The sequence below is a fragment of the Xenorhabdus doucetiae genome (genome assembly GCF_000968195.1).
Classification (GTDB): domain Bacteria; phylum Pseudomonadota; class Gammaproteobacteria; order Enterobacterales; family Enterobacteriaceae; genus Xenorhabdus; species Xenorhabdus doucetiae.
Genome location: NZ_FO704550.1, coordinates 941,702 through 965,262, shown reverse-complemented (window position 1 = coordinate 965,262; position 23,561 = coordinate 941,702). Strand labels below are relative to the sequence as shown.

18 protein-coding genes, 1 tRNA gene and 2 pseudogenes are annotated in these 23,561 nt (G+C 46.2%); 16 read left to right on the top strand and 5 right to left on the bottom strand.

Annotated features, from left to right (window positions below):
• Positions 1-263 precede the first annotated feature (263 nt).
• Entirely contained in the window at positions 264-2,258 is a 1,995-nt protein-coding gene (gene tkt, locus XDD1_RS04585; protein WP_045969106.1) for a transketolase, read from the bottom strand.
• A gap of 871 nt (positions 2,259-3,129) precedes the next feature.
• On the opposite strand from tkt, the gene XDD1_RS04580 reads away from it, so the two are divergent.
• A complete protein-coding gene (locus tag XDD1_RS04580) occupies positions 3,130-3,984 on the top strand; it encodes a hypothetical protein (protein WP_052705640.1) in 855 nt (284 codons plus the stop codon).
• Positions 3,985-4,293: 309 nt separating this feature from the next.
• Positions 4,294-4,791, top strand: coding sequence for a GNAT family N-acetyltransferase (locus XDD1_RS04575; protein ID WP_148886175.1), 498 nt, complete (start codon positions 4,294-4,296; stop codon positions 4,789-4,791).
• 53 nt (positions 4,792-4,844) lie between these two features.
• Here XDD1_RS04575 and XDD1_RS04570 read toward each other — a convergent pair.
• Positions 4,845-4,921: transfer RNA gene (locus tag XDD1_RS04570), tRNA-Asp, on the bottom strand.
• Between the two features lie 137 nt (positions 4,922-5,058).
• Positions 5,059-5,808: a DNA polymerase III subunit epsilon gene (gene dnaQ / locus XDD1_RS04565; protein WP_045969104.1), complete on the bottom strand. Its 750-nt coding sequence runs from the start codon at positions 5,806-5,808 to the stop codon at positions 5,059-5,061.
• Between dnaQ and rnhA the strand changes: the two are divergent.
• Positions 5,756-6,342 (top strand): annotated as a pseudogene (gene rnhA, locus XDD1_RS04560) (ribonuclease HI). The gene dnaQ and the pseudogene rnhA overlap by 53 nt on opposite strands.
• An 8-nt stretch (positions 6,343-6,350) precedes the next feature.
• Here rnhA and XDD1_RS04555 read toward each other — a convergent pair.
• The gene (locus XDD1_RS04555) at positions 6,351-7,070 is read right to left on the bottom strand and encodes a class I SAM-dependent methyltransferase (protein ID WP_045969100.1); all 720 of its coding nucleotides are present in this window, start codon (positions 7,068-7,070) and stop codon (positions 6,351-6,353) included.
• A 51-nt stretch (positions 7,071-7,121) separates the two neighbouring features.
• On the opposite strand from XDD1_RS04555, the gene gloB reads away from it, so the two are divergent.
• The 5 genes from gloB (at position 7,122) to XDD1_RS04530 (ending at position 11,791) form a co-directional block, all read left to right on the top strand.
• Positions 7,122-7,877: a hydroxyacylglutathione hydrolase gene (gloB, locus tag XDD1_RS04550; RefSeq protein WP_045969098.1), complete on the top strand. Its 756-nt coding sequence runs from the start codon at positions 7,122-7,124 to the stop codon at positions 7,875-7,877.
• 72 nt (positions 7,878-7,949) lie between these two features.
• A complete protein-coding gene (gene mltD / locus XDD1_RS04545) occupies positions 7,950-9,284 on the top strand; it encodes a murein transglycosylase D (protein ID WP_045973331.1) in 1,335 nt (444 codons plus the stop codon).
• Positions 9,285-9,424: 140 nt separating this feature from the next.
• The gene (locus tag XDD1_RS04540; RefSeq protein ID WP_052705639.1) at positions 9,425-9,979 is read left to right on the top strand and encodes a MepB family protein; all 555 of its coding nucleotides are present in this window, start codon (positions 9,425-9,427) and stop codon (positions 9,977-9,979) included.
• A gap of 121 nt (positions 9,980-10,100) precedes the next feature.
• Positions 10,101-10,754 carry a GIN domain-containing protein gene (locus XDD1_RS04535; RefSeq protein ID WP_045969094.1) on the top strand — a complete coding sequence of 218 codons (654 nt, stop codon included), beginning with the start codon at positions 10,101-10,103 and terminating at the stop codon, positions 10,752-10,754.
• A 41-nt stretch (positions 10,755-10,795) separates the two neighbouring features.
• On the top strand, positions 10,796-11,791 hold the full coding sequence (locus XDD1_RS04530; protein ID WP_084720938.1) for an MBL fold metallo-hydrolase: 996 nt from the start codon (positions 10,796-10,798) through the stop codon (positions 11,789-11,791).
• 221 nt (positions 11,792-12,012) lie between these two features.
• Here XDD1_RS04530 and XDD1_RS04525 read toward each other — a convergent pair whose 3' ends face one another.
• Entirely contained in the window at positions 12,013-12,342 is a 330-nt protein-coding gene (locus tag XDD1_RS04525; protein WP_045969092.1) for a hypothetical protein, read from the bottom strand.
• 62 nt (positions 12,343-12,404) lie between these two features.
• Here XDD1_RS04525 and XDD1_RS19840 point away from each other — a divergent pair.
• The 8 genes and pseudogenes from XDD1_RS19840 to XDD1_RS04490 all read left to right on the top strand — a co-directional run.
• Positions 12,405-12,539 (top strand): annotated as a pseudogene (locus XDD1_RS19840) (integrase); the annotation flags it as partial.
• A gap of 362 nt (positions 12,540-12,901) precedes the next feature.
• Positions 12,902-13,885 carry an IS30 family transposase gene (locus tag XDD1_RS04520; protein ID WP_045968417.1) on the top strand — a complete coding sequence of 328 codons (984 nt, stop codon included), beginning with the start codon at positions 12,902-12,904 and terminating at the stop codon, positions 13,883-13,885.
• A gap of 472 nt (positions 13,886-14,357) precedes the next feature.
• Complete coding sequence (tssI, locus tag XDD1_RS04515; RefSeq protein ID WP_045969090.1) at positions 14,358-16,547, top strand: type VI secretion system Vgr family protein; 2,190 nt, start codon at positions 14,358-14,360, stop codon at positions 16,545-16,547.
• A 15-nt stretch (positions 16,548-16,562) separates the two neighbouring features.
• Positions 16,563-17,780, top strand: a complete 1,218-nt coding sequence (locus tag XDD1_RS04510; RefSeq protein ID WP_045969088.1) for a DUF2169 family type VI secretion system accessory protein — start codon at positions 16,563-16,565, stop codon at positions 17,778-17,780.
• A complete protein-coding gene (locus XDD1_RS04505; protein ID WP_045969086.1) occupies positions 17,773-18,129 on the top strand; it encodes a DUF4150 domain-containing protein in 357 nt (118 codons plus the stop codon). The genes XDD1_RS04510 and XDD1_RS04505 overlap by 8 nt, the downstream gene beginning before the upstream one ends.
• Before the next feature lie 11 nt (positions 18,130-18,140).
• A complete protein-coding gene (locus XDD1_RS04500) occupies positions 18,141-22,763 on the top strand; it encodes an RHS repeat-associated core domain-containing protein (protein WP_045969084.1) in 4,623 nt (1,540 codons plus the stop codon).
• Positions 22,764-22,767: 4 nt separating this feature from the next.
• Positions 22,768-22,995, top strand: coding sequence for a hypothetical protein (locus tag XDD1_RS04495; RefSeq protein ID WP_045969082.1), 228 nt, complete (start codon positions 22,768-22,770; stop codon positions 22,993-22,995).
• Positions 22,996-23,057: 62 nt separating this feature from the next.
• Positions 23,058-23,294, top strand: coding sequence for a hypothetical protein (locus tag XDD1_RS04490; protein ID WP_045969080.1), 237 nt, complete (start codon positions 23,058-23,060; stop codon positions 23,292-23,294).
• Positions 23,295-23,561: the final 267 nt, after the last annotated feature.

Sequence of the window (23,561 nt, the reverse complement as noted above, 5' to 3'; positions counted from 1 at the left end):
CATGCAACCGCTTAGAATAACTGAGCAACGTCGGCTTGTACGGATAATTCATCATAAAATTAATCAGATTGTGACAGACAAGACATTTTATTGTCTCATTTACGCATCAAACTGAAACGGTTCAGCTTTAATGAGAGCAGGTTACGAGAAAACAAACGTGATGGCAAGCGCCATTCGTCACATCATAGAGGAAAAGTTGAACAAAAAAAGAGCGCATTCGCTCTAAAATTGATGCGAATGCGCTTATCAGGATAATTTGTTGATTATTTCAGCAGAGCGGATGCCTTGGCGACAACATTTTCAACCGTGAAACCAAACGCTTTGAATAGCTCATCAGCCGGTGCAGATTCACCGAACGTATTCATGCCGACAACAGCGCCGTTAATACCTACGTATTTGAACCAGTAATCAGCAATACCTGCTTCGATGGCAACACGGGCAGAAACTGCCGCTGGCAGCACCGCTTCACGGTATGCCGCATCCTGCTTATCGAAAGCATCGGTGGATGGCATGGAAACCACGCGAACCTGACGACCTTCGGCAGTCAGTTGTTCAGCCGCTTTCACCGCCAGTTCGACTTCGGAACCTGTTGCAATCAAGATCAACTCAGGCTGACCGGCACAATCTTTCAGGATGTAAGCGCCTTTCTCGATATTCGCCAATTGTTCAGCCGTACGCGCCTGCTGTGCCAGATTTTGGCGGGAGAAGATCAGTGAAGTTGGGCCATCTTTGCGCTCAATGGCATATTTCCACGCCACCGCAGATTCAACCTGGTCACATGGGCGCCATGTGCTCATGTTTGGCGTGACGCGCAGGCTGGCAATCTGTTCTACTGGCTGGTGGGTCGGGCCATCTTCACCCAGGCCGATGGAATCGTGGGTATAAACGAAGATGCTGCGCACTTTCATCAGCGCCGCCATACGCACCGCGTTACGGGCATATTCGACGAACATTAGGAAGGTTGCGCCATAAGGTACAAAACCACCGTGCAGTGCGATACCGTTCATGATGGCAGACATGCCGAACTCACGTACACCATAGTGAATATAGTTACCGTCCTGAACGTCGTTCAGTGGCTTGGAGCCAGACCACATGGTCAGGTTACTCGGTGCTAAGTCAGCGGAGCCGCCCATAAATTCCGGCAGAACTTTACCGAATGCTTCCAGTGCATTTTGTGATGCTTTGCGGCTGGCAATGGAGGCGGGATTTTGTTGCAGGTTTTCAATGAATGCCTTGGATTCGGCTTCCCAGTTTGCCGGCAGTTCACCGTGGGTACGGCGAGTGAATTCAGCGGCCAGTTCTGGGTAAGCATTCGCATAGGCCGCAAATTTCTCGTCCCAAGCAGCTTCTTTAGTCTTACCTGATTCTTGCGCGTTCCAGCCAGCGTAAATGTCCTGAGGAATGTCAAACGCAGGATGTTCCCAACCCAGCGCCTTGCGGGTTGCTTCGATTTCAGCATCCCCCAGCGGAGCACCGTGACACTCTTCTTTACCGGCTTTGTTTGGTGAGCCAAAACCGATGATGGTTTTGCACATCAACAGGGAGGGTTTGCCTGTCTCTTGACGTGCGGCTTCAATCGCTGCTGCAATCGCCCCAGAGTCATGGCCATCTACGCCACGGATAACATGCCAGCCATAGGCTTCAAAGCGTGCTGCGGTGTCATCGGTGAACCAACCTTCTACTTCACCATCGATAGAGATGCCGTTGTCATCATAGAATGCAATTAATTTGCCCAGTTTCAGCGTACCGGCCAAAGAGCAAACTTCATGGGAGATCCCTTCCATCATGCAGCCGTCACCCATAAACACATAAGTGAAGTGATCGACGATATCATGGCCGGGACGGTTGAACTGCGCTGCCAGTGTGCGTTCTGCAATCGCAAAACCGACTGCATTGGCAATACCCTGCCCCAATGGGCCAGTGGTGGTTTCTACGCCTGGAGTATAGCCATATTCTGGATGGCCCGGCGTTTTAGAGTGCAATTGACGGAAATTTTTCAAATCATCAATAGAAACATCATAACCCGTCAGATGCAGAAGGCTGTATATCAGCATGGAGCCATGACCATTGGATAACACAAAACGGTCACGATCAACCCAGCTTGGATTAGAAGGGTTATGGTTCAAATAATCGCGCCACAGCACTTCGGCAATGTCGGCCATTCCCATTGGTGCGCCGGGATGCCCTGATTTTGCTTTCTGCACAGCGTCCATGCTCAAAAAGCGGATAGCATTAGCAAGGGTTTTACGAGTGGTCATTCTTTACTCCAAGTCGGATAAAAGCGTTTAGTGAACTAAGGACTAATTTTCGCAGCGCAGTATACAAACCGCAATCATTAATGTCAGATAATTAACGTCAGTTTAAGGAGGACTATCTTAATTTCTCCTTGGCAATAATTCTTTGATTTACCCCGTTGTTTTGCTGCTTTCTTGTGGCAATGCGTACAATCAGGGTATTTTTGCGCAAATAGGGAGTCATTTCCTAGCGTGATTTGCGCAATAGAAAGCCACGTATTAAACACGATACCCAATAGGTTAATCAAGGCCGAAAAGCCGCGTTTTTATGCCAAGTTATGAAGATGCGATAAACGTGATAACCTTCTTTGACTGGAAAAATTTACTGATTTAGAGAAAGGTAGATGTCAGAATTTTCATACTCAAAACACTTAAGATTCACTTGTAATATATTTTGACTAACGGATAAACCTGTACGAATTACAGCCAATCTAATTTCAGAAACCAATTGTTTCAGAGTAAGGTAGATACCTGAGCTAATATTGGAAAAAATAATATCGCTATAAAAAAGAAAAATCAAAATAAAATTTTTTTAATAAACCATTTATGACCAACTATCATTATTCTATTTTTGCCTCCAATAAATTATCACTAAATATAAAAATAACTCATAAAAACATGCCACAAACTCAATAAAATTTAATTATTAGATGATAAAAAAAAGGAATTTGAATTAATGATATAAAAAAGTGAACTTATAAGCTCAGCATCATTTAAATAGCGTTTAAAAATGATAGAAGTCAATCTTCTCCCGCGCATCGCGCGGGAGAAGATTGCAGATTATCACTATTATTAAATTTATTCAACTACATTCAAAAATTATTAAGGAAATAACATGAAAAGAATAATTATTTTTATTTCATTATATTTATTAGGGTTACAAATAGCTTTTGCTGACGTTAATTCAATAAATACACAGTCTGGTTACGATCTTGCGACAGAATTAACTCAGAGATACAACGATACTAGAAATGATTGTGGCGATGAAAATCGTCCTGCATTTTTATGTTCCGGAATTATGTTGAGAGGAACAGTTCCTTCAGATAATTATTATTCTTGGAATCCAAGTCCACATTCGCAACGTAGTGGTGGTGTTTCATTTTCTTACTTGAGAACAGATTCTAAGCTCATTACATTAGATGCTGGCTACACAAATGGGTTTATTTTTTCTCCTTATTTATCAACCTCAGCAAATAATAAAGAGCACCCTGAAGCGCTTTGCTATTTCCCCATCAATGCCGTTTCTGCAGACAGAAATGACAAAGGATGTGGTGCTATTCCCGGCATTCCTGGAAGTGCGCCTTGTCAACAACAAGGCATTACAACCGCCCAACAGTGGATAAACAATGGAAGCGATGAGGAGAATCAGTGTGGTTTTGATGTCAGCATTAAACCAGGGGCAAATCATGCTGATGCCTTTATACAGGGAATTAAAGCTCGTTTACAGCTCCCGTTGACAGTAAATAATGAATTAATATTAGCTACTTGGCCCCAAAATATTCCCCATGAATTACCTATCGAAGCCTTTTTTTATCTTCAGGAAGGGCTGGCAGGAGCACAACATGATCAACGAGATTTTCTTAACTCTACAGGGAAAATAATACCAATTGTACGGATAGAGCTTCCTTCTGACTACAGTCAAGATGCGACTTTCACTTATAACCCAGAGGATCAAATTATTCGCGATTAAAATAATAATCAGAAAATAAATCTAAAAACAGAAATTAGCTCCATAAAATATTACAACTAAGATTCAACAATAAGTGGAATGTGGCTATTTACGAAAAAATAAAGTTTCAAGCGTAAATAGCCACAATATAAAACGAAATCAAAAAACATCACAAGCCATAATAATATAATTACAAGGGGAGTTTTAGTTGACATTTTTATATACTAAATATTAAACTATCTATATTTTTTAAACCCTATTTTATTCTAACTCTTACTACAAATGACAAAATCCCTCCCTACATCTGCCCCAATATCCGCCCCAACCATCATGCAATTAAATTCCATCAAGCCAAAACGCGATGGGCTTATTCACTTACTGCATGATTGCGTCGAAAGTGATGCCTCCATCGGCTTTATTGCACCACTGGAAAAGAACGAAGCGGAGCAATATTGGCAGGATGTCGAAACAGATCTCACATCCGGTCATCGATTGCTGCTGGTCGCGCTAGAGGGTGAAAACATCGCAGGTTCAGTGCAACTTTCCCTCTGCAAGAAAAAGAACGGCCTGCATCGTGCTGATGTCGAAAAATTGATAGTACATACCGCTTATCGCCAGCGTGGGATTGGCAGGATGCTAATGAATGAACTGGAACGGCTGGCAAAGCAGCATCAACGCCGTTTGCTGGTCTTAGATACACGCACTCATGATCCAGCTTCAGCCCTGTATCGAAAATGTGGCTTTATTGAAGCCGGGCAGATCCCGAACTTTGCGCTTAATTCCACTGGGGAATTTTCAGGGACAACCTATTTTTATAAGTTGATTTGAATTCTTTAGAAAAAGAAAAAACCCTGAGTCAAAAACTCAGGGCTTATAGATTCTGGCGGTGCGGACGGGACTCGAACCCGCGACCCCCGGCGTGACAGGCCGGTATTCTAACCAACTGAACTACCGCACCGCATGGCGTTCTGGTTAAGAACGGGGTGGATAATACGGGCTACGGTAAATTCCGTCAATCGCTTTTTATAACAAAACGGTTCGTTTGCACATTTTTTCACCTTAATCATGCAGTTATCTCCATTTTGCCACGGCTTTTCAATGTAACTGTTCAGGTTTGGAACGCCAAAGGCAACTGCCTCCTTTCTTTTCCACCAGATCCAAACGAGATTCATGCTGAACTAATTCGTCATCAGAAGCATAAACCACTCTCAGCCCGGCCTGCGGGCGAGTGATCTGCTGGATTTCTGTAACCTGAGTCGTGCCTGACGTTTCCCCTTCCATCGAGAACGCTAATGATGTCTGGCCACCGGTCATTGCCAGATAAACATCAGACAGAATTTCGGCATCGAGCAATGCCCCGTGGAGAGTTCGTTTTGAGTTGTCGATCTGGTAACGGTCACACAACGCATCAAGGTTATTACGCTTGCCGGGGAAAAGTTGCCTTGCCAGCGTCAAGCTATCGGTAATGGTACAAAACTCAGCGGTAGGTGGAATGCCTCGATTCAGTTTACTGAATTCATAATCCATAAAACCGATATCAAACGTTGCGTTATGAATAATCAACTCAGCACCACGGATAAATTCAATGAATTCATCCGCGATATCCGCAAATTTTGGTTTATCCTGCAAAAATTCATCACTGATGCCGTGAACTTCAAAGGCTTCGGGGTCAACCAAACGTTCTGGTTTGATATAAAGATGAAAATGGCGCCCTGTCAGGCGACGGTTGATCACCTCCACAGCACCAATCTCAATGATATTGTGTCCCTCATAGTGAACACCCAACTTGTTCATACCGGTTGTTTCGGTATCGAGGACGATTTGGCGGGTAATAGCAGTGCTCATAGTGTTTTTTTGTGTCAGACTTAGAGTTTTGATTAAAGATGATATAGGAAGAGTCTACCAAAGATGAACAAACAGGTAGAAATTTTCACCGATGGTTCTTGCCTCGGCAATCCCGGCCCCGGCGGATATGGCATTTTACTCCGCTACCAACAGCAAGAAAAAACCTTGAGTGGGGGTTATTTTCGCACCACCAATAACCGCATGGAGTTAATGGCCGCCATCATCGGACTGGAAGCGCTTAAACGACCCTGTACTGTGATCTTGACGACGGACAGCCAATATGTGCGCCAAGGGATCACCCAATGGATCCATAACTGGAAAAAGCGCGGCTGGAGAAAAGCGGATAAATCCCCCGTCGTCAATGTCGATCTGTGGCAGCGACTCGATAACGCTATCTCGCTGCATGATATTGATTGGCGTTGGGTCAAAGGCCACGCCGGACATCGGGAGAATGAACAGTGTGATGAATTGGCTCGCACAGCCGCTAATAGCCCTACTCAAGCAGATAATGGTTATATCGAAAGCGAAAATTAACCTGTCAATTAATATCGTCGGTGAACATTTTTCGCCGCTCCCAACGCATTACTGAATTTCGGTTTCAACAATGTCGCCCGCATAGAGTTTAATGTTAATGGTATTGTCCGCTTGCGGGCAATAATCACATTCAAACAACCCAATATTGACAGACAGGCGTTATCAAGACGCTTGCTGCTTTTTTGCCACGGTAAAATATGGAAGTTAGCATGGTGAATCACTTCATAATTAAGCAGACGCAACCAATCCAATTGGCGCAACATTGAAAACATCTGGGCTTGGCAAGATTGACGACGATATATCGGGGTAATCACTTTCCTTAACCCTAGCAGGCTTATTGGATTAAACCCACTGATAACCAACCAACCGTCGTCTATCATGATCCTATCGACTTCTCTCAAGAGCCAATGTGGATCAATACTATAAGTCAGCATATGCGCCAGCAAACAAGCATCAACAGATTTAGTTGCAAAAGGGAGGTAATGGGGATCAGCAATGACGTCCATATTTTGCCCTTGTGATCCGACATTGATTTGATGGCTGACCAAACAGGAACGAGTATCAATTTCGGCACTTAAGTTACCGACTTTCACTAAATGAAAACCAAAGATTTTTGGCCACCACGGTTCCAATTGACGTTCCAGGGCAACACGGTAATATTCTCCCCACGGTAACTCAGCCCAAGAAACCGGGAGGGTTATTTGCTTGATTGAACGTGCTGATCGCATGTCATCTTCCTTTCAACCTACTATAAACCTACTATGAAAATGAGGCATATAATGGAGCTTATCAGGATCCCAGCCCTTTCAGATAACTACATTTGGCTACTTTGTGATGAAAACAAGCATTGTGTCATTATCGATCCTGCTGAATCACAGCCTGTCATTGATATTCTAGCAGCAAACCCACTTATTCCCGCGGCGATCCTGTTGACACATCACCATTCTGATCACGTTGGCGGCGTTCCCGGACTACTCAAACACTACCCCGAACTCCCGGTATATGGCCCTGAAGAGACCCAAGACAAAGGCGCAACGCATATTGTCCATGAACATAACACCGTTGAGATAGGAAGTTTCTCTTTCCGTGTTATGGAACTGCCAGGGCATACACTGGGTCACATTGCATTCTATCAGGCTCCCTATCTGTTTTGTGGAGATACGCTATTTTCTGGCGGTTGTGGACGCCTGTTTGAAGGCACTGCCGAACAAATGTTTTCCTCGCTGGAGAAAATTTCATCATTACCCGATGATACCTTGATCTGCTGTGCTCACGAATACACTGCGGCAAATATGAAATTTGCAAAAGCAGTATTACCTGATAACCCGCTTATTCACGATTATTATCAAGACATTCTTAAACTACGTGAAAATAGCCAAGCAACAGTGCCCACAAATTTACAAACAGAGAAAAAAATCAATGTTTTCTTAAATTGTCACGATATTGATTTACAAAAAAATATCGGTATCAAACCTAATTCAATACCACTTTCTTCTGTTTTTCAGCAATTAAGGGCTTATAAAGATCGGTTTTAATTCTGTTGGGTTGTCTTCTGCGTAATAGGTCAGTATCATTGCTCACCTTTTATGCAAACATCAGAAAAGAACATGAAGACAAAAGCGATTTTGTTCGCCTCTGTTCTTCTTGCTGGGTGTCAATCGAGCCTGCAACCCAAGGCTCCTTCCCAGCAACAAGCACAGAAGAAGATGTCTTCAACGAATCAGAAAGCAGACGGTATTGCAGGATCAGGAGATTCTGCAAACTGGAAAGTGAGTCCGACAGCCCAACAAGATTTGTGGGGACATATTCACGATGAGTTGAAGATGGAGATTCCTGATAATAGCAGGGTGAGCGAGCAACAAAACTATTACTTAAAACACAAGAGCCATATCCAAAATGTAATATTGCGTGCCGAGCCGTATATTTATTGGATAGTTGAGCAACTTGATGAGCGACATATGCCAATGGAGCTGGTATTTCTGCCCATCGTGGAAAGTGCATTTAACCCCCATGCAACTTCTTACGCCAAGGCAGCCGGCTTATGGCAGATTATCCCAAGTACAGGCCGTCATTATGGCCTGACACAAGATAAATGGTACGATGCCCGTCGTGACGTTGCGGCATCAACGACCGTTGCCCTTGATATGCTGGAACACCTCAATGCACGATTTAATGGGGATTGGCTTTTGACGATTGCCGCTTACAACAGTGGTGAAGGCCGGGTTCTGCGTGCCATCAAGGACAATAAAGCCCAAGGGAAACCCACCGATTTCTGGTCGTTGTCACTGCCACGGGAAACCATGCATTATGTTCCCAAGATCTTGGCACTGAGTCATATCATTCGCCATAACGAAAAATTTAGTTTCAAACTTCCCAAGCCGAACAGCCAACAAGCACTGGCTAAAGTGGAAGTCGGGCAACAAATTATGTTATCACAGGCGGCTGAACTCTCCGGGCTATCGCTGACATCAATCAGGGCCTATAACTCTGGCTATAAACAAGGTATAACGTCTCCTCATGGGCCGCATTACATTATGCTGCCCAAAATGAACGCAGACCAATTTAAGACGTTCCTGGCAGATAAAAAAGTCTTGCAAGACATTCGCCTGGCTGTTGCGCACAGCAATCGCAAGTTACAGCAACAAAGCCACTATACGGTTCGTACCGGAGATACATTGTCAGCAATTGCGAAGCGCTTCAATACAACGCACCGCGAGTTGCAAAGGTTGAACAGCTTAAAAACCGCTGATCGGCTCAAGATCGGCCAAGTACTAAAAGTTGATAATAATGGCCCCGTCACCTACCAAGTGCGCAAAGGTGATTCATTTTTCAGCATTGCTAAACGCCACGGTGTAAACCTGAATGATCTGATGAATTGGAATAAAAACATTAAAATCAAAGATATTAAACCGGGTATTGCGCTGACCCTTTATCTTAATTAAGTGAGTTTATTTCCTCAAAATATATCCCCCTGTTCTTTTGGACAGGGGATTGTTTTATCTATCATAAAATGACAAGTTGACTTTATAAAATCCACCTAATTTAATGACAAAATAAATCATCATTATTGAGGGAATTTATCTTGTCATTATTAAAGCAAAACACAATATATTCAGGCAATTTCCCTGATATTTTCACCAAGATCAACGAATATCTGCTATTTCCCTCTGGACTCCAACTGAACACTGTCCCTTATCTCGAAACAGAAAGCCGTGATTATAGCGCCATGCGGTTTCAATTGAATGGTAAAGCGGTCATTTTTCGTCAGGCTAAAACAACGCCCAATAAACAAGGGCAATTTGTCACGCTTTGGAAAAGGCCAACGCCAGATTCAGAAATAATGCCTTTTGAAGAAAGTGATGACATTGATTTTTGTCTGATAGCCACTTTTTCAGAGCATCAAAAAGGTATTTTTCTGTTCAATTCACATATTCTGTTAAAAAAAGGCGTTTTCTCAAGTCAATCTAAAGAGGGTAAAAGAGCCATTCGGGTTTATCCTTCTTGGGTATCCCCGACCTCAAAGCAAGCAATCCAAACACAAAAATGGCAATCTTTGTATTTTATAAATCTCGATAAACAAGAAATTGCTATTGAGCAATTTAAGCGTGTTTTCTTAAATCATAATACTAATAATTAATTTGATTTATTATCACTTGTTTAAACTTCGCATCTGGGTGTAGATTGCTTTCTAGAGATTCTTGGATTCGCCTAATAAATGTTTATATTGAAGTTTAACCCTACCTTAGCAAAGGTATTTCATGAAAAAAATAGCAATTTTGATGGCATTAATTTCAGGAACCACATTCCATTCCATCGCAATGGCAGCAGAAAAAATGATTGAGGTGCAGAGTTTCACCGCCGTTAACGCACAAAAAGGGATTAATATCAGGATCAAATGCGCTGCAACTTCATCACTGAAAGTCAAAGGCATACAATCCTCCATAGACAAACTTGATATCACTCATAATGGCGATACACTGAGTTTGATTAATGACGCGGTCAAAAAAGATATCCCTCTTACTAAAGCGCTTGATATTACGCTATACACTGATAATCCGCTGAATACTTTGGCGACTAAAGCCGGCGTAAAAATGAAGGTAGACGCATGCGCCATAAATAATGAAAGGTTGGAAGTTTCAGGTGAAATGGGCAGTAAAATCGACGTTGCGGGTAAAACCAAGCACTTAGATCTCAATCTGAATATGGGCGCGATATTTAACAAAACGTCTCAAAAATTCAGCGCCGATTCCGCCAAAGTATCTTTGAGCATGGGAGCAAATGCTTTTCTCTGCCATATTCCAAAAATCACCGGTAACCTGACCACAGGAACCCGTATTTCCGTCGATAAAAAAGCAATAGTCAAAACCACGGATAATTTCGCCAGCGAAATATCAACGGATTCTTGTTCGTAAAATATCTTTTAAATTGCACTCTAATTTATCAGGAATAGTTAATGAAAAATATTCTTAAAGCATCTGCTCTTGCCATTACCCTATCCTTCACTACAGCCATAACTTCAACAATACCAACAGCTTTTGCGCAACCCGCTAACCAACTCGTCAATCAGGCTCCTGGCTATTATCACCAAATGCTCGGTGATTTCATGGTCACTGCGATTTATGACGGATATATCTATCTTTCCCCCTCTTTATTAAAAGGCATTGAAAATAAAGACATCCAGACTCTGCTGGCCCGCATGTTCCAAATTGAAGAGAAAGATGGCGTTCAGACAGCGATAAATGCCTATCTTGTTAATACCAAAGAGGGATTGGTATTAATTGATACTGGCGGTGGTAAATGCTTTGGCCCAACCATGGGAAATATTGTTGATAATATCCGTGCCGCAGGGTATACACCGGAAGCAGTAAAAACAATATTACTGACACATATGCACCCAGATCACATTTGTGGTTTAAGTTCTGCAAATGGCAAAACAGCATTCCCTAATGCAACCGTTTATGCCGCGCAAGAAGAAAAAGATTTCTGGCTTAATCCAGAGATTGCCGCCTCTGCACCTAAAGAAAGTCGCTCTATGTTCAAAATGGCACAAGACGCTATCGCACCATATATTGCAAAAAAAGCATTCCACACTTTTAAAAGTGGAGATAACGTCACTCCAGGTATCGAAATAATATCCACTTTTGGCCATACTCCCGGCCATACATCATTCAAATTACACTCTGGCAACAATAGCATGCTAATTTGGGGTGATATTGTACACTCTCATTCAGTGCAATTTACGCGTCCAGAAGTTTCCATCGAATTTGATGTAGATAATGCTAAAGCAGTTGAAGCACGTAAATATATTTTCGAAAAAGCATCACAGGAAAAGTGGTTAATTAGTGCTGCACATTTACCCTTTCCTGGTATTGGCCACATTCGCAAAGATGAACAAGGATATTCTTGGGTGCCAGTAGAATATTCTGGCATGTTGAAAGCAGAGAATTAACGGGTCACGACATCAATTTATTAAATCATGTATAGATGCCTATCTTGAGAACATTCAGAAGGCGAAGATTGATATGATCTGCCCATCTTGTCTTACTATTAAAGGGGTCTATCATAATTGAGCGCCCCTTTTCTGCTCAGCAAGCGTTACACACAACGTATAGAGACATAGCCTGAACTTGCGTTAGATTTAGCCAGACTTGATCACAAAATATTTTCTTTTTATAACTTACCGTCAGCTTTCATTTGCAGTATGTCTCTTGTTATCTGGTTATTCATTTTTTCTATGTCAAGAAACCAAAAATCCCTTACGCCGAAATCCCTTCGTGCAAAGGCTTCAATGGAATGACACTCTTCTGCATCTATCGAATCACCTCTAGATGATATCTCGTCCAATATTCTGACGGTAATATCACCATTATCGGCGTTTTCCCCAAGAGCACGGCAAAGGCTGCTATTATTGAGTGATGTAAGATTATCTGTTGACACCCTTCCGACAGAACATCCGGCAATAGTAAGTGTTACAGACAACAATAGTAATTTTCTTATCATTTAAAACTAAGCCATAAAAACAGGACGTCAGTATACCCATGAGCAAAGAAAAAATACACAAAAACAAGGAAATGAGAGACAGAGTACAGAACCACAAAAGACCCGGTGTCTCATCCAAGCACTATGACCGTTACGACTACCTGAAAGAAAAACGGGAAATTATAAAGCAATGGGAAAATAAATTACTCTCACTATAGGGCAGGAAGCTGCCCTTTGAAATCCAGACAATAGTCTAACAAAATAGAGTTATTTGAATTAACTTAATCTTGATATTGCTAAATGAGCCAAATATTAATTTGTCCATTTCCAATTTAGGATGGATCTCACCGCAATATTGACCTCCATTTGAATAAATGGAGGTCATTGATATATTTAATGCAGGTGTATCATTTATTATTACGTTGTTTTTATTAAAAAAGACGGAAAGTAAAAAACCTCATTGCTAAAAACAGTTTTTTGTGACCAAAATCATAACTTGGATTCGCATAGTAAGTGCAATTTCTAAGAAAGGCGGTCAGTTGCTATAGTAGGCATCTTTCTCGCCAAAGGAAAATGCACTATGGCCTATACGCAACTGACCGAAACAGAAAGATACCAGATTTTCGGCTTAAAAGAAGCCGGTTTTACACAACGTTTTATTGCAACGTCGCTTAATCGGGCCCCATCAACAATTAGCCGGGAATTGAGACGAAACCGGGAAGCCGAGAAATATGAACCTGAACAAGCTCAGCGTAAAGCATTAGAACGCCGTCATTCTAAGGTAAAAGCCGTAAAAATCACGCCAGAGATAACAAAGTGGATAAAACAGTTAATTTGGCAAGATTTAAGTCCGGAACAAGTTGTGGGTTATCTCAAGCGGGAAGCGAAAATCTCTTTACATCATGAAACAATTTATCGATTGATTTATAAAGATAAAATAAATGGCGGTGATTTATGGCAACATCTTAGGATAGCGAAAAAACCGTATCGTAAACGCTATGGAAGCCATGAGCACAGAGGAAAAATTAAAAACAGAGTCAGTATTGATAAGCGCCCAAAAATTGTTGATAAAAAGCAGCGTATTGGGGATTGGGAAGGGGATACTATCGTTGGCAAAGATCGTAAAAGTGCCTTATTGACTTTAGTTGAACGAAAATCGTTATTTACGATCATCATTAAACTTGAAGATAAAACAGCAGAAGGTGTTGCCAAAGCGGCGACAAGACATTTATCGATGATAAAACATAAAGTTAAAACAATTACCTTTGATAACGGACTCGAATTTGCCGAACACGAACGGATCGGTAAAAATTTAGAGACAAAAATTTATTTTGCTCATCCGTATTCCCCTTGGGAAAGAGGGATAAATGAGAACATAAATGGATTAATCAGAGATTACTTCCCAAAAGGAACCGATTTTAATAAGGTATCAGAGCGGGAGGTTAACCTTGTGGCAAACCGACTAAATAATCGACCACGTAAGACACGAGATTATAAAACACCGAATGAGTTATTTACAGGAACCCCAACTCATTTACTTCGTTCATTACGGTGTTGCGCTTAATATGCGAATCCAAGTAAAATTAAAATGATCATGATTTTGCCAAAGCCATTATCTATTTTTTATTTTTATTTCATATCGTTACAAAAAAAACACCTTTTATGGATAAATATTAAGTGGTTCTATACACTAATCAAATACACCATTTCAGAATATTATTTCTCAACGGCAATCATTTTAACTTTTTACACGGTCATTGTCGGAGTCCGTTTTTTATTTCACTTGATTTAATTTGGTCTTTACTCCTTCGTTATTTATTATTACCCCCATTTTGTTTATCACGGATCAGCCGATATATTCGAACAACAGAGTCTCTGCAAATTATCGAAAAACAACGTATTACGTCCTTAATTAACAAATTTGTCGGAGACAATGTGCGTTAGATTTGAATCTTGTACCCGAATGTTATGGCCTGCGTTGCTATCAGGTGGGATAGCCTATTACATAACGTTCCATCATCTCAGGGAGACACACCATGTCAATAAAGAAGAACCTCGATAAATTGAAGAAAGGACAAGCCCTTGTTCAGCAGGGGCAGGGCGCTGTTCAGAAAGCGAAACAGGTTGCAGGAAAATTGGGCGGCGGCCTGTCAGGGACAGAGGGTTTAATTCCGGGTGGGGGTTTTACCGGGGGAATAGGCGGAAGTTCAGGCAGCGGTATTTCAGGATCGGCGAGTTTAATTCCAGGCGGCGGCTTTACCGGTGGACAAGGATTGTCACAACGCGCAGCCGGGGGGCAGAATGCGGCCACCAAAGTGCTGGAAAAAGTCGGCCAGATGCTGATGGGCGGGCGTGACCCAAGTGGCCTGCAATTTACCCTGACCGCAGGCGGTTTACCGCCGCAGACGTTTGTCGTGACCGATTTCACCCTGAACGAAAGTTTTTCCCAGCCGTTTAGCCTGAGTGTGGGGCTGGCCAGTGCCGACCCGGCCATTGACTTTCCGGCAGTACTGGATCGCACCGCCACGCTGACCATTCTGCAAAACGGTGTCGAACAGCGCAGCGTCACCGGCATCGCCACCCGCTTTGAACAGGGCAACACCGGCCTGCACCAAACGACCTACCGGATGAGTATCCGCCCGGATCTGTGGCGCACCACCCTGAGACAAAACTCGCGCATTTTCCAGCAACAGGATATCGCTACCATCATCACCACCCTCCTGAAAGAACATAAAATCCGCGATGTGATCTTCAGCCTGCGCCACCCTCACCCGGCGCGCGAATTCTGCGTACAGTATCAGGAAAGCGACTTCGATTTCCTGCAACGGCTGACGGCCGAAGAAGGCATTTTCTACTTCTTCGAATGCAGTAACGGGCGCAACACGCTGGTCTTCGCCGACGACTGCGGTTCAGTGCCGCCGGGCATACGCCTGCCCTATCAGCCGGGTGAAAGCAGTACGCTGGGCGAACCGGCTGTCAACAGCCTGACCAGCAGCGCACAAATACGGCCGGCTCAGGTCCAGCTTAAGGATTACACCTTCAAGAACCCGGCGTGGCCGGCGGAATTTAGCCAGAAGATACGGGATGAAAATATGCAACAACTGTACTACGAGCACTACGATTACCCCGGTCGCTTCAAAGACGAAGCGCATGGCAAGGACTTTACCCGCTACCGGCTGGAGGCATTGCGCAGCGATGCGATGATGGGACAGGGCAGCGGCAATGCGATAGCCCTGCAGCCGGGCAAACTGTTTATCCTTACTAACCATCCACGGGCAGACCTGAATCAGTCATGGCAAACCGTTTCCACCAGCCACAGCGGCAGCCAGCCGGGTGCGCTGGAAACGGCAAGCGGCGGCGAGAGCGGCACCACGCTGCACAGCTACTTCTACTTTATCCGCCAGAATCAGAACTGGCGTCCGGCACTGCTGGCCAAACCGGTGATGGATGGCCCACAAATCGCTAAGGTGGTCGGCCCGGTCGGCGAAGAAATCTTCTGTGACCAGTATGGGCGTGTACGCCTGCAATTCCCGTGGGACCGATACGGCAAGAGCGACGACCAAAGCTCCTGCTGGATACGGGTCAGCCAGCCATGGGCAGGTCAGGGCTGGGGGATGCTGGCCATCCCGCGCATCGGCCAGGAAGTGGTGGTGGATTTCCTGCACGGCGACCCGGACCAGCCCATCGTCACCGGCAGAACCTACCATGCCAGCAATATCCCGCCGGGCAAACTGCCGGGCAGCAAAACCCAGATGGCACTGCGCTCCAAGACCCACAAGGGCGAGGGGTATAACGAACTGCTGTTTGAGGATGCCAAGGGCAGTGAAAAGCTGTCGCTGCACGCACAGAAAGACATGTACACCAAGGTGCTCAACAACCGCGATACCCATGTGATCGCCAATCACACTGAGACCGTGGAGAAAAACCAGATCATCAAGATCAATGAGAACAAAGAGGAAACGGTCACGCTCAACAGCACGGAAACGGTGAAGGAGATGCGTAAACTGATCACCGGCAAGAACTACATTATCGAGGTCGGTGCACACAAGGCAGAGACCATCACCAATACCCTTTCCATCACCACCGGCGATGTGATTGAACTGAAATGTGGCGCAAGTGTCCTGCGCATGGACAGCAGCGGCAAAATTACCCTCAAGGGCAGTGAGTTCAAATTTGAGGCCAGCGGCCCGGTACAAATCACGGGTAAAGATATCGACCTGAACTAGAAAGGACGGATTGAGATGGAATTTCGTAACCTGACTCCCTTTGCGGTGATGAACTATGCCATGCTGGATGTTGAGGATGTGGAGCACCACGTGGCCGTGATGAAAATCGGCTACCAGTTACTGCCTGCCGGACAAGGGGAATACAGCGCTGAATTACTGCCCGCGCCGCCCCTGTGTTTACAGGATGAATACCGGGGGCAGATGAATGCCTCTCAGGTGTTGCAGGAAAGTGACCTTGCCCCGTTTAAACCGCGCTGTGACGTGATTGTTAACGGCACGGCTTATGCCCCTGATGGCCGCCCCTGTACGGAGTTTCCTGTACGGCTGCATGTTCAAAGCAAGCAGGGCCGAACCTTGCTCGACAAAACCCTGACTGTGACTGGTGAACGGGAATTTACCCGTGATGCTGGTGGTCATTGGCAACTGACGACACCAAAACTCTTTACGACCCTGCCGCTGGATTATCGCTATGCCTATGGGGGCGAATGCAAAATTCAGGCGGATGATAAAGCAGGTGCACAGCTTCAGGAAAGTGATCGTCTGACACCGGAACAACGCCAGCAACATCCAGACGGGGAAAAAGCCCCAGTTGCCCATGCCACCTGTGAAACCAATCCGCTGGGCACCGGGTTTGTCACGCCGTGGTATGCCAACGCCAAACAACTGACCCGCTACCCGGCCCCGCGCATTATCCGGCCGGATGCGCCGTTCACTGCGCAACATTTTTCTGCTCAACTGGCGGGCACCTTATCGCCCGATACCCCGGCCTGCCAGCCGCAAGGGTTGGGCTTTATCGGCCGGGCGTGGCTGCCCCGCCGTCAGCTTGCCGGCACTTACGATGCCGACTGGCTGGCGCACCGCCATCCCTATCTGCCGAAAGATTTTGACTTTGGCTACTGGAACGGCGCACCAGTTGACCAACAGATTGACTGGCCGGAAACCAATATTGCCATCACGTTAAGCGGCCTGACACCTGATGGTGACCTGCATGTCACCCTGCCGGGGCACCGCCCGTTTATCCTGCTGCGGATGCAGAACGGCATTCTGCTGCCTGTTCCTATGCGTATGGACACGTTAATTATCGACAGCGAGGCAAGGACGCTGCATATGACCTGCCGACTGAGCTTCAAAACCTCCCTGCCCGTGCGGGTCGCTGAAGCGCGGTTTGAAATCAACCCGGATGCGCCCTTGCTCAAACTGGCACCACTGGAAGAGGAGAAAAAGGATGGCTGATAACCACATTGCCCGCACGGCGGGAAGCTGGATGATCGTCGGCATGTTGCCGGACGTGTGCAAAACCCCGATGGGATCTTCCACCCCGCCGATCCCCTATCCGGTCGTCGCAAAACTGGCAGACAGTTCCGTCCCGGAGAAAACCGTGCGCGCCAACGGCCAGCCAGTGGTGGTATTTGCCCGCAGCTTTGTGCCCACAACACTCGGCGACCAGCCGGGCGTGGCCAATGGTGTTAAGAGTGGCACGGTGGGCGCGAAGTGCCACCCACAGGAGCATACCAAGACAGTGCGGGCGGGCAATAAACTGGTCCTGCGTCACGGGGATAAATTCTGGATGAACGGAGCATAAGGACGGAAACCATGGCAGAAAACAACGGGGCCGGAACAGACAACAAAGCCGTAGACAAGGCAGAAGAACCGGCCAACACAAAGGATATTGTCCCCCCTAAACCGAATTCCCCGTTACCCCAAAAGGTTCGGGATGACAGTCCGACCGGGGAAGGCAATACCATCGGTAAAATTATCGGACAGGCACCACAGGCAACTAATCCTCCCCATGAGGCCAATACAGTGGTACTACCAGAAACTAAAGAAGAAAAAGGGGTTTGGGAGCAGATAAGAGATTACTTTGACACGGGCATGGTCAATTCTATAGATGCAGATGCAGAAGAACGTGCTGCCATATTGGAAATGACTGGACAGAAAAAAGCAGCAGAAAACCTACGTGCTGTGGCAGATAATACCCGCCAGAATGTCGATAAGTTTCGTGCGACTGATTTCGCTATCGGCGCAGCAAAACGTGCCAATAATCTGGCTGTCGATGCCGCAGAAGCGGTGACAAAATTGCAAGGGAATGCCTCTGCGTTGGACGCCCAAGCCCGTGCTGCTGAACTGGAAGCTTTCGGGCAGAAACGCCCCGCCGAAAGTGTACGCAACACGGGTACCGCCATATCTCAAAATATCCAAGAATTTAATCTGGACTCAAAACGAAAAAGTTTTGATAACCCGATGCAGAAAGGCGGGGAAATGGCATTTGATACAGGTATGACTGTATCTTTGGTGGGCGAAATACCCGGTATACTTAAAGGCATTGGCTCCTTTTTTAAACTCGGTAAACAGGCCACCAAACAAGAAGTTAAAATCACGGCGAAAACTGAAACGCAGGCTGCGGGGGACACTAAAGGTGCCAGTATTGAGGGGAAATCGACAGAGACAGCAGAGACAGCCGCCCCCACCAAACCCCAAAACAACAAACAAGATTCCGTTGACAACAAGTCCAATAGCAAAGAAGGGCAAAATAACAACAAAACCACGCCAGAAGGTGATCCTGTCGATATGGCCACCGGGGACTTCCTGCAAGTCTGGCCGGTTATCGTCATTCCCGGATTGTTACCCATCACCCTGACCCGCACCTATCGTTCCACCGCTAAGTTCAGCGGCCTGTTTGGATCGAAATGGGCGGATGACTGGTCACGTCAGTTGGAACTGGCCGATGGTAAGGTAAATTTTACTGATGCCGACGGCGTGATTTACGATTTCAGCACGCCGGATAACACGGTGCTCGCCCGTAACCAGCATATTCCTCATTACGTGCTGACGGGGGAACTGAATGGCGAATTGCAACTGACTGATCGCCGCGCCCAGCTTAGCTACCATTTCAACCAAGCTGTCGGCAATATCCGCAGACTGTCCGCGATCACCGATCGCCGTCAGAACACAATTCAGTTTATCTACGATAAACAGTCGCAACTGATTGAAGTCACACGCACGGATGGTTTCCGGCTGGTGTTGGGCTATCAGGGCCAGCAACTCCAGACAGTGGATTATCTTGAACCACAGAAACAGCAGCGGTTAGTGACCTGTCACTATGATCCGCAAGGCTACCTGCATGAATGTGACGCCTTCCAGCACAACCACTTGTGGCATGAATATGATGTGCAGGGGCGGATGATCCGCTGGCACGACACTGACCAGACCGATTTAAGCCTGACTTATGATGAACAAGGACGCGTACTCAGCACAACTTCCCCCAGCGGTTATTGGTGTGACCATTTCCACTATGATGATCAGGCACGCATCACTACCTATCGGGATGGTGAAGGCGGTGAAACCCAATACCATTACGATCACAATGGGTTGATTGTCCGTGAAGTCGATCCATTAGGGCGGATCACCCGCCGCCAATGGCGCTATAGCCAGATTGTCTGGGAAGCCGATCGGGCTGGCGGGATAACCACCTTCGATTACAACCCTGATGGTGCGCTGACCGAAGTCAAACTGCCGACGGGCGACACCTTTGCTTACGGTTATGACGAACACGGCCAGCTTATCGAAAGTGTGCTGCCCACCGGCGAGCGCTGGCAATTTCACTATGATGAGCAGGGCAACCTGACCGCGCTGACTAACCCGCTGGGGCACAAAGAAGAATACCAATACGGTCTCCACGGTGAATTACGCCAACGCCTGCTGCCGGATGGACGCCAGTGGCACTATGCCTATGATAAGCAACAACGGCTGGCCGCCGTGATGACACCGGATGGCGAAACCACGAGCCTGCAACTGGATGAACTGGGCCGCCTGCGCCAATTCACCGATGCCCTCAAACAGCAGACCCACTACCGTTATAGCAACGACCATGCCAGCCTTAACGGCAGCCTGACTGAAGTTGAGTTGCCGGATGGCGTTACCCAGCAACTGGAATATGACAGCGAGCGGCGTGTGGTGGCGGTCACGGACGGCGAAGGCCGTACCACTCGTTACACTTACGGCGCGTTTGACCTGCTGACCACCGTCCTCCGCCCCGACGGCACCACCCTGCACTTTGGCTATGACAAGCTCACCTGTCTGAGTAGCGTCACCGCCTCCACCGGGGAGGTGTACCGCTATGAGCGGGATGCGGCGGGGCAGATTATCCGGGAAACCGATTTTACCGGCCGTACCCTTGAATATCAGTACGATAAACTGGGACGCCGGGTACTGACTCAATACCCTGATGGTCAGCAACTTCGCTGGCACTATTCCGCCGCAGGCTTGTTGGTCAAGCAGGAAAGCTGGCAGCCGGAAGAAAATCAACGGGTGCTTAAAGACACCACCACTTACGAATACAACAAACGGCATCAATTGGTGAAAGCCACCAATGCCGATGCCATTGTCGAGTATGAGTATGATAAGACCACTGGCCTGCCGACCTGTGAGCGTATCAACGGGCGGGAAATCACGCGCCAATGGGATAACCTGACCGGACGTCCTGTCAGTGAAAGTGTGGATGGCCATACCCTGCACTTCGGCTATAACCCGATGGGGGCACTGAACCACTTTCAGCTCAACCAGCATACGCCGCTGACCTTCCGGCATGATGCATTAGGCAGGGAAACAGTACGCGAAAGTGCCAACGGCTTTATTCTTGCCAGCCGCTACACGGCGATCGGCTTGCTGGCACATCAGTCGGCGGGACAGGCCACCCCCTTTTTCAGGGAAACACTGGCTCAAAATGACCCGCACTTTCCGCCACAAGCCTCTGCGGTCAACCGGAGCTGGCAATACGACCGTGCCCATAATGTGCGGGTGATTGACGATAGCCGCTGGGGGCAAACCCGCTACCGCTACAACACCAACGACCAAATCCTGCATACCCTGTTCGAGGGCACGCGCCCGCATGAAGAGCAATTCCGCTATGACACTAACGGTAACCTGAGCCAACATTTGCCGGTCGATGCCTACGGTGCGATGGAACAAATGACGCAGCGTCAGAAAGCCGGGCGGGTGGTGCAGCAAGGCGATATCCGCTATCGCTATGATGACACTGGGCGTCTGGTGGAAAAAACCGAACAACGTGACGGCTTCCGCCCACAGGTCTGGCGCTACCGCTGGGATACGCAAAACCAGCTTACCCACTTCGAAACCCCGGACGGTTCGCGCTGGCGCTATGCCTATGATCCGTTTGGCAGACGAATACGTAAGCTCAAGGTTCACGACGGAAAACTCACCGCCACCAACCTGCAAAGGTGGTTAGCTGGAAAACCGGATTTAGCGCCAAGAGCCGATGCCATCATGGGGCAGGATTACCTGTGGAGCGGCGACCGACTTATCGAAGAAACGCCGATTTACGCCGATGGTACGCCGGTAGACGATCAGCGTGTCCGCTGGCTCTACGAACCGGGTGCCCTCACGCCGTCAGCACGCTTTGAAAAAGGCAAGCTACACTATATTGTCAGTGACCATCAGGGTACTGTGCGCGAGATGTTGTCCGAGGAAGGGGTACTGGTTTGGGCACAACGACTAAAAACGTGGGGCAAAGCGGAACGTTTTCAGGTCATCGCTTCCAATAATCCGGATTATCATGTTAACTGTAACCTGCGGTTCTGCGGGCAATATGAGGATGAAGAGAGCGGGTTGTATTATAACCGCTTTCGTTATTATTCACCGGAGACCGCGCAGTACATCTCAGCAGACCCCCTGAATTTGGCAGGCGGGTTTAATCCGTACGGGTATGTGCACAATCCATCAAAATGGATAGATCCGTATGGGCTGAGTGGGACGTCACAGGTTGCAAATAAGCCTGATTTTTATGTCGGGCCAGATGGACCTAGTGCAACATTGCCATCCACAGGATATCGCCATATGAAATACCTAGAGAAAGACGGCTCTGTGAATGAATGGGTTACTCCAACTATAAACAACAAATCTGCTCCTGCTACTTATATTGCATTTGATAAATTTCCTTCTGGAAGTGTGGCAAGAGATAAGTTGCAAATATCTCCAGAATGGAGTGATGCCCGACTTATAGGCAAATTCGATACCTTACAGTTATATGAAAAAGGTGTTCCGCAAGTTAGGGTGCCTTACTGGAAAGGTGATGACGTAAAAACTCGCTTAGAGCCATTTACAGAAGCTTACCCTGAGTTTGGAAAAGGCGGAGCAAGGCAGTTGCATGCAGATTGGCGAGTTATTAACTTTGATTCAGTTAAAATTTTACCGGAGTAATATAATGAATATGCTGGAAAGAAAAGATGCCGAAATAATGCTTCATCAGCTACTCAAAAGAACATTAATACACGAGAGTGATATTGATGATTTAATGCAGTCAGCAAAAAGTCATCCATATGGTATCCCAATGAAAGGAATACGCTACAGATATGATCATATGGAAAAAAGAGAATTAACAAAAGAAGACTGGCGTATTCTTGATACATTAATGCATTTTTATGGACCTTAACGCTACCGATGTGGGTTGATTGAATTATGACCTTAAAACATCAACAGACCCTAGGTATATCAATGAATAAAGAAGATCTGAGAACACGTTTGAGGGAAAATAAAGTCTCATCATCTTACTACTCACTTGAGGGGGGGGCTCCCGATGATAAAATTTGTCTCACTTATGAAGATGGATACTGGCTAGTCTATCATTCAGAAAGAGGTGCACGTAGTTGGGTAGAATCGTTTGAAAAAGAAGAAGATGCATGCCAACGTTTATGGATTTATGTTTCTGATATAAAAAGAATGTATGGATAAAATACAAGGCCGGAAAGATCCATGCGATCTTCCGGCTTTGTTGTTTTACCGTGCGGCGAACCCGAGCCATGCCAGCACTAATTGATGTGGCATGCTATTGATCCGAATAAAATCACTGTTTTTTCAACAAACTATAGTCAAAAACACTGCTATATGTACACCATGAAAACTAACCATGGTATAGATGCAAACAAGGCATTGGGTGAAAAATCGCCATTTTCTGGAGAGGTGTAAATTGTTATGCCTAGAGGGGTAAAATCTGAAAAC

Coding starts and splice junctions, on each gene's coding strand:
- tkt (WP_045969106.1), bottom strand. CDS start 2,258: ATGACCACTCGTAAAACCCTTGCTAATGCTATCCGCTTTTTGAGCATG.
- XDD1_RS04580 (WP_052705640.1), top strand. CDS start 3,130: ATGAAAAGAATAATTATTTTTATTTCATTATATTTATTAGGGTTACAA.
- XDD1_RS04575 (WP_148886175.1), top strand. CDS start 4,294: ATGCAATTAAATTCCATCAAGCCAAAACGCGATGGGCTTATTCACTTA.
- dnaQ (WP_045969104.1), bottom strand. CDS start 5,808: ATGAGCACTGCTATTACCCGCCAAATCGTCCTCGATACCGAAACAACC.
- XDD1_RS04555 (WP_045969100.1), bottom strand. CDS start 7,070: ATGCGATCAGCACGTTCAATCAAGCAAATAACCCTCCCGGTTTCTTGG.
- gloB (WP_045969098.1), top strand. CDS start 7,122: ATGGAGCTTATCAGGATCCCAGCCCTTTCAGATAACTACATTTGGCTA.
- mltD (WP_045973331.1), top strand. CDS start 7,950: ATGAAGACAAAAGCGATTTTGTTCGCCTCTGTTCTTCTTGCTGGGTGT.
- XDD1_RS04535 (WP_045969094.1), top strand. CDS start 10,101: ATGAAAAAAATAGCAATTTTGATGGCATTAATTTCAGGAACCACATTC.
- XDD1_RS04530 (WP_084720938.1), top strand. CDS start 10,796: ATGAAAAATATTCTTAAAGCATCTGCTCTTGCCATTACCCTATCCTTC.
- XDD1_RS04525 (WP_045969092.1), bottom strand. CDS start 12,342: ATGATAAGAAAATTACTATTGTTGTCTGTAACACTTACTATTGCCGGA.
- XDD1_RS04520 (WP_045968417.1), top strand. CDS start 12,902: ATGGCCTATACGCAACTGACCGAAACAGAAAGATACCAGATTTTCGGC.
- tssI (WP_045969090.1), top strand. CDS start 14,358: ATGTCAATAAAGAAGAACCTCGATAAATTGAAGAAAGGACAAGCCCTT.
- XDD1_RS04510 (WP_045969088.1), top strand. CDS start 16,563: ATGGAATTTCGTAACCTGACTCCCTTTGCGGTGATGAACTATGCCATG.
- XDD1_RS04505 (WP_045969086.1), top strand. CDS start 17,773: ATGGCTGATAACCACATTGCCCGCACGGCGGGAAGCTGGATGATCGTC.
- XDD1_RS04500 (WP_045969084.1), top strand. CDS start 18,141: ATGGCAGAAAACAACGGGGCCGGAACAGACAACAAAGCCGTAGACAAG.
- XDD1_RS04495 (WP_045969082.1), top strand. CDS start 22,768: ATGAATATGCTGGAAAGAAAAGATGCCGAAATAATGCTTCATCAGCTA.
- XDD1_RS04490 (WP_045969080.1), top strand. CDS start 23,058: ATGAATAAAGAAGATCTGAGAACACGTTTGAGGGAAAATAAAGTCTCA.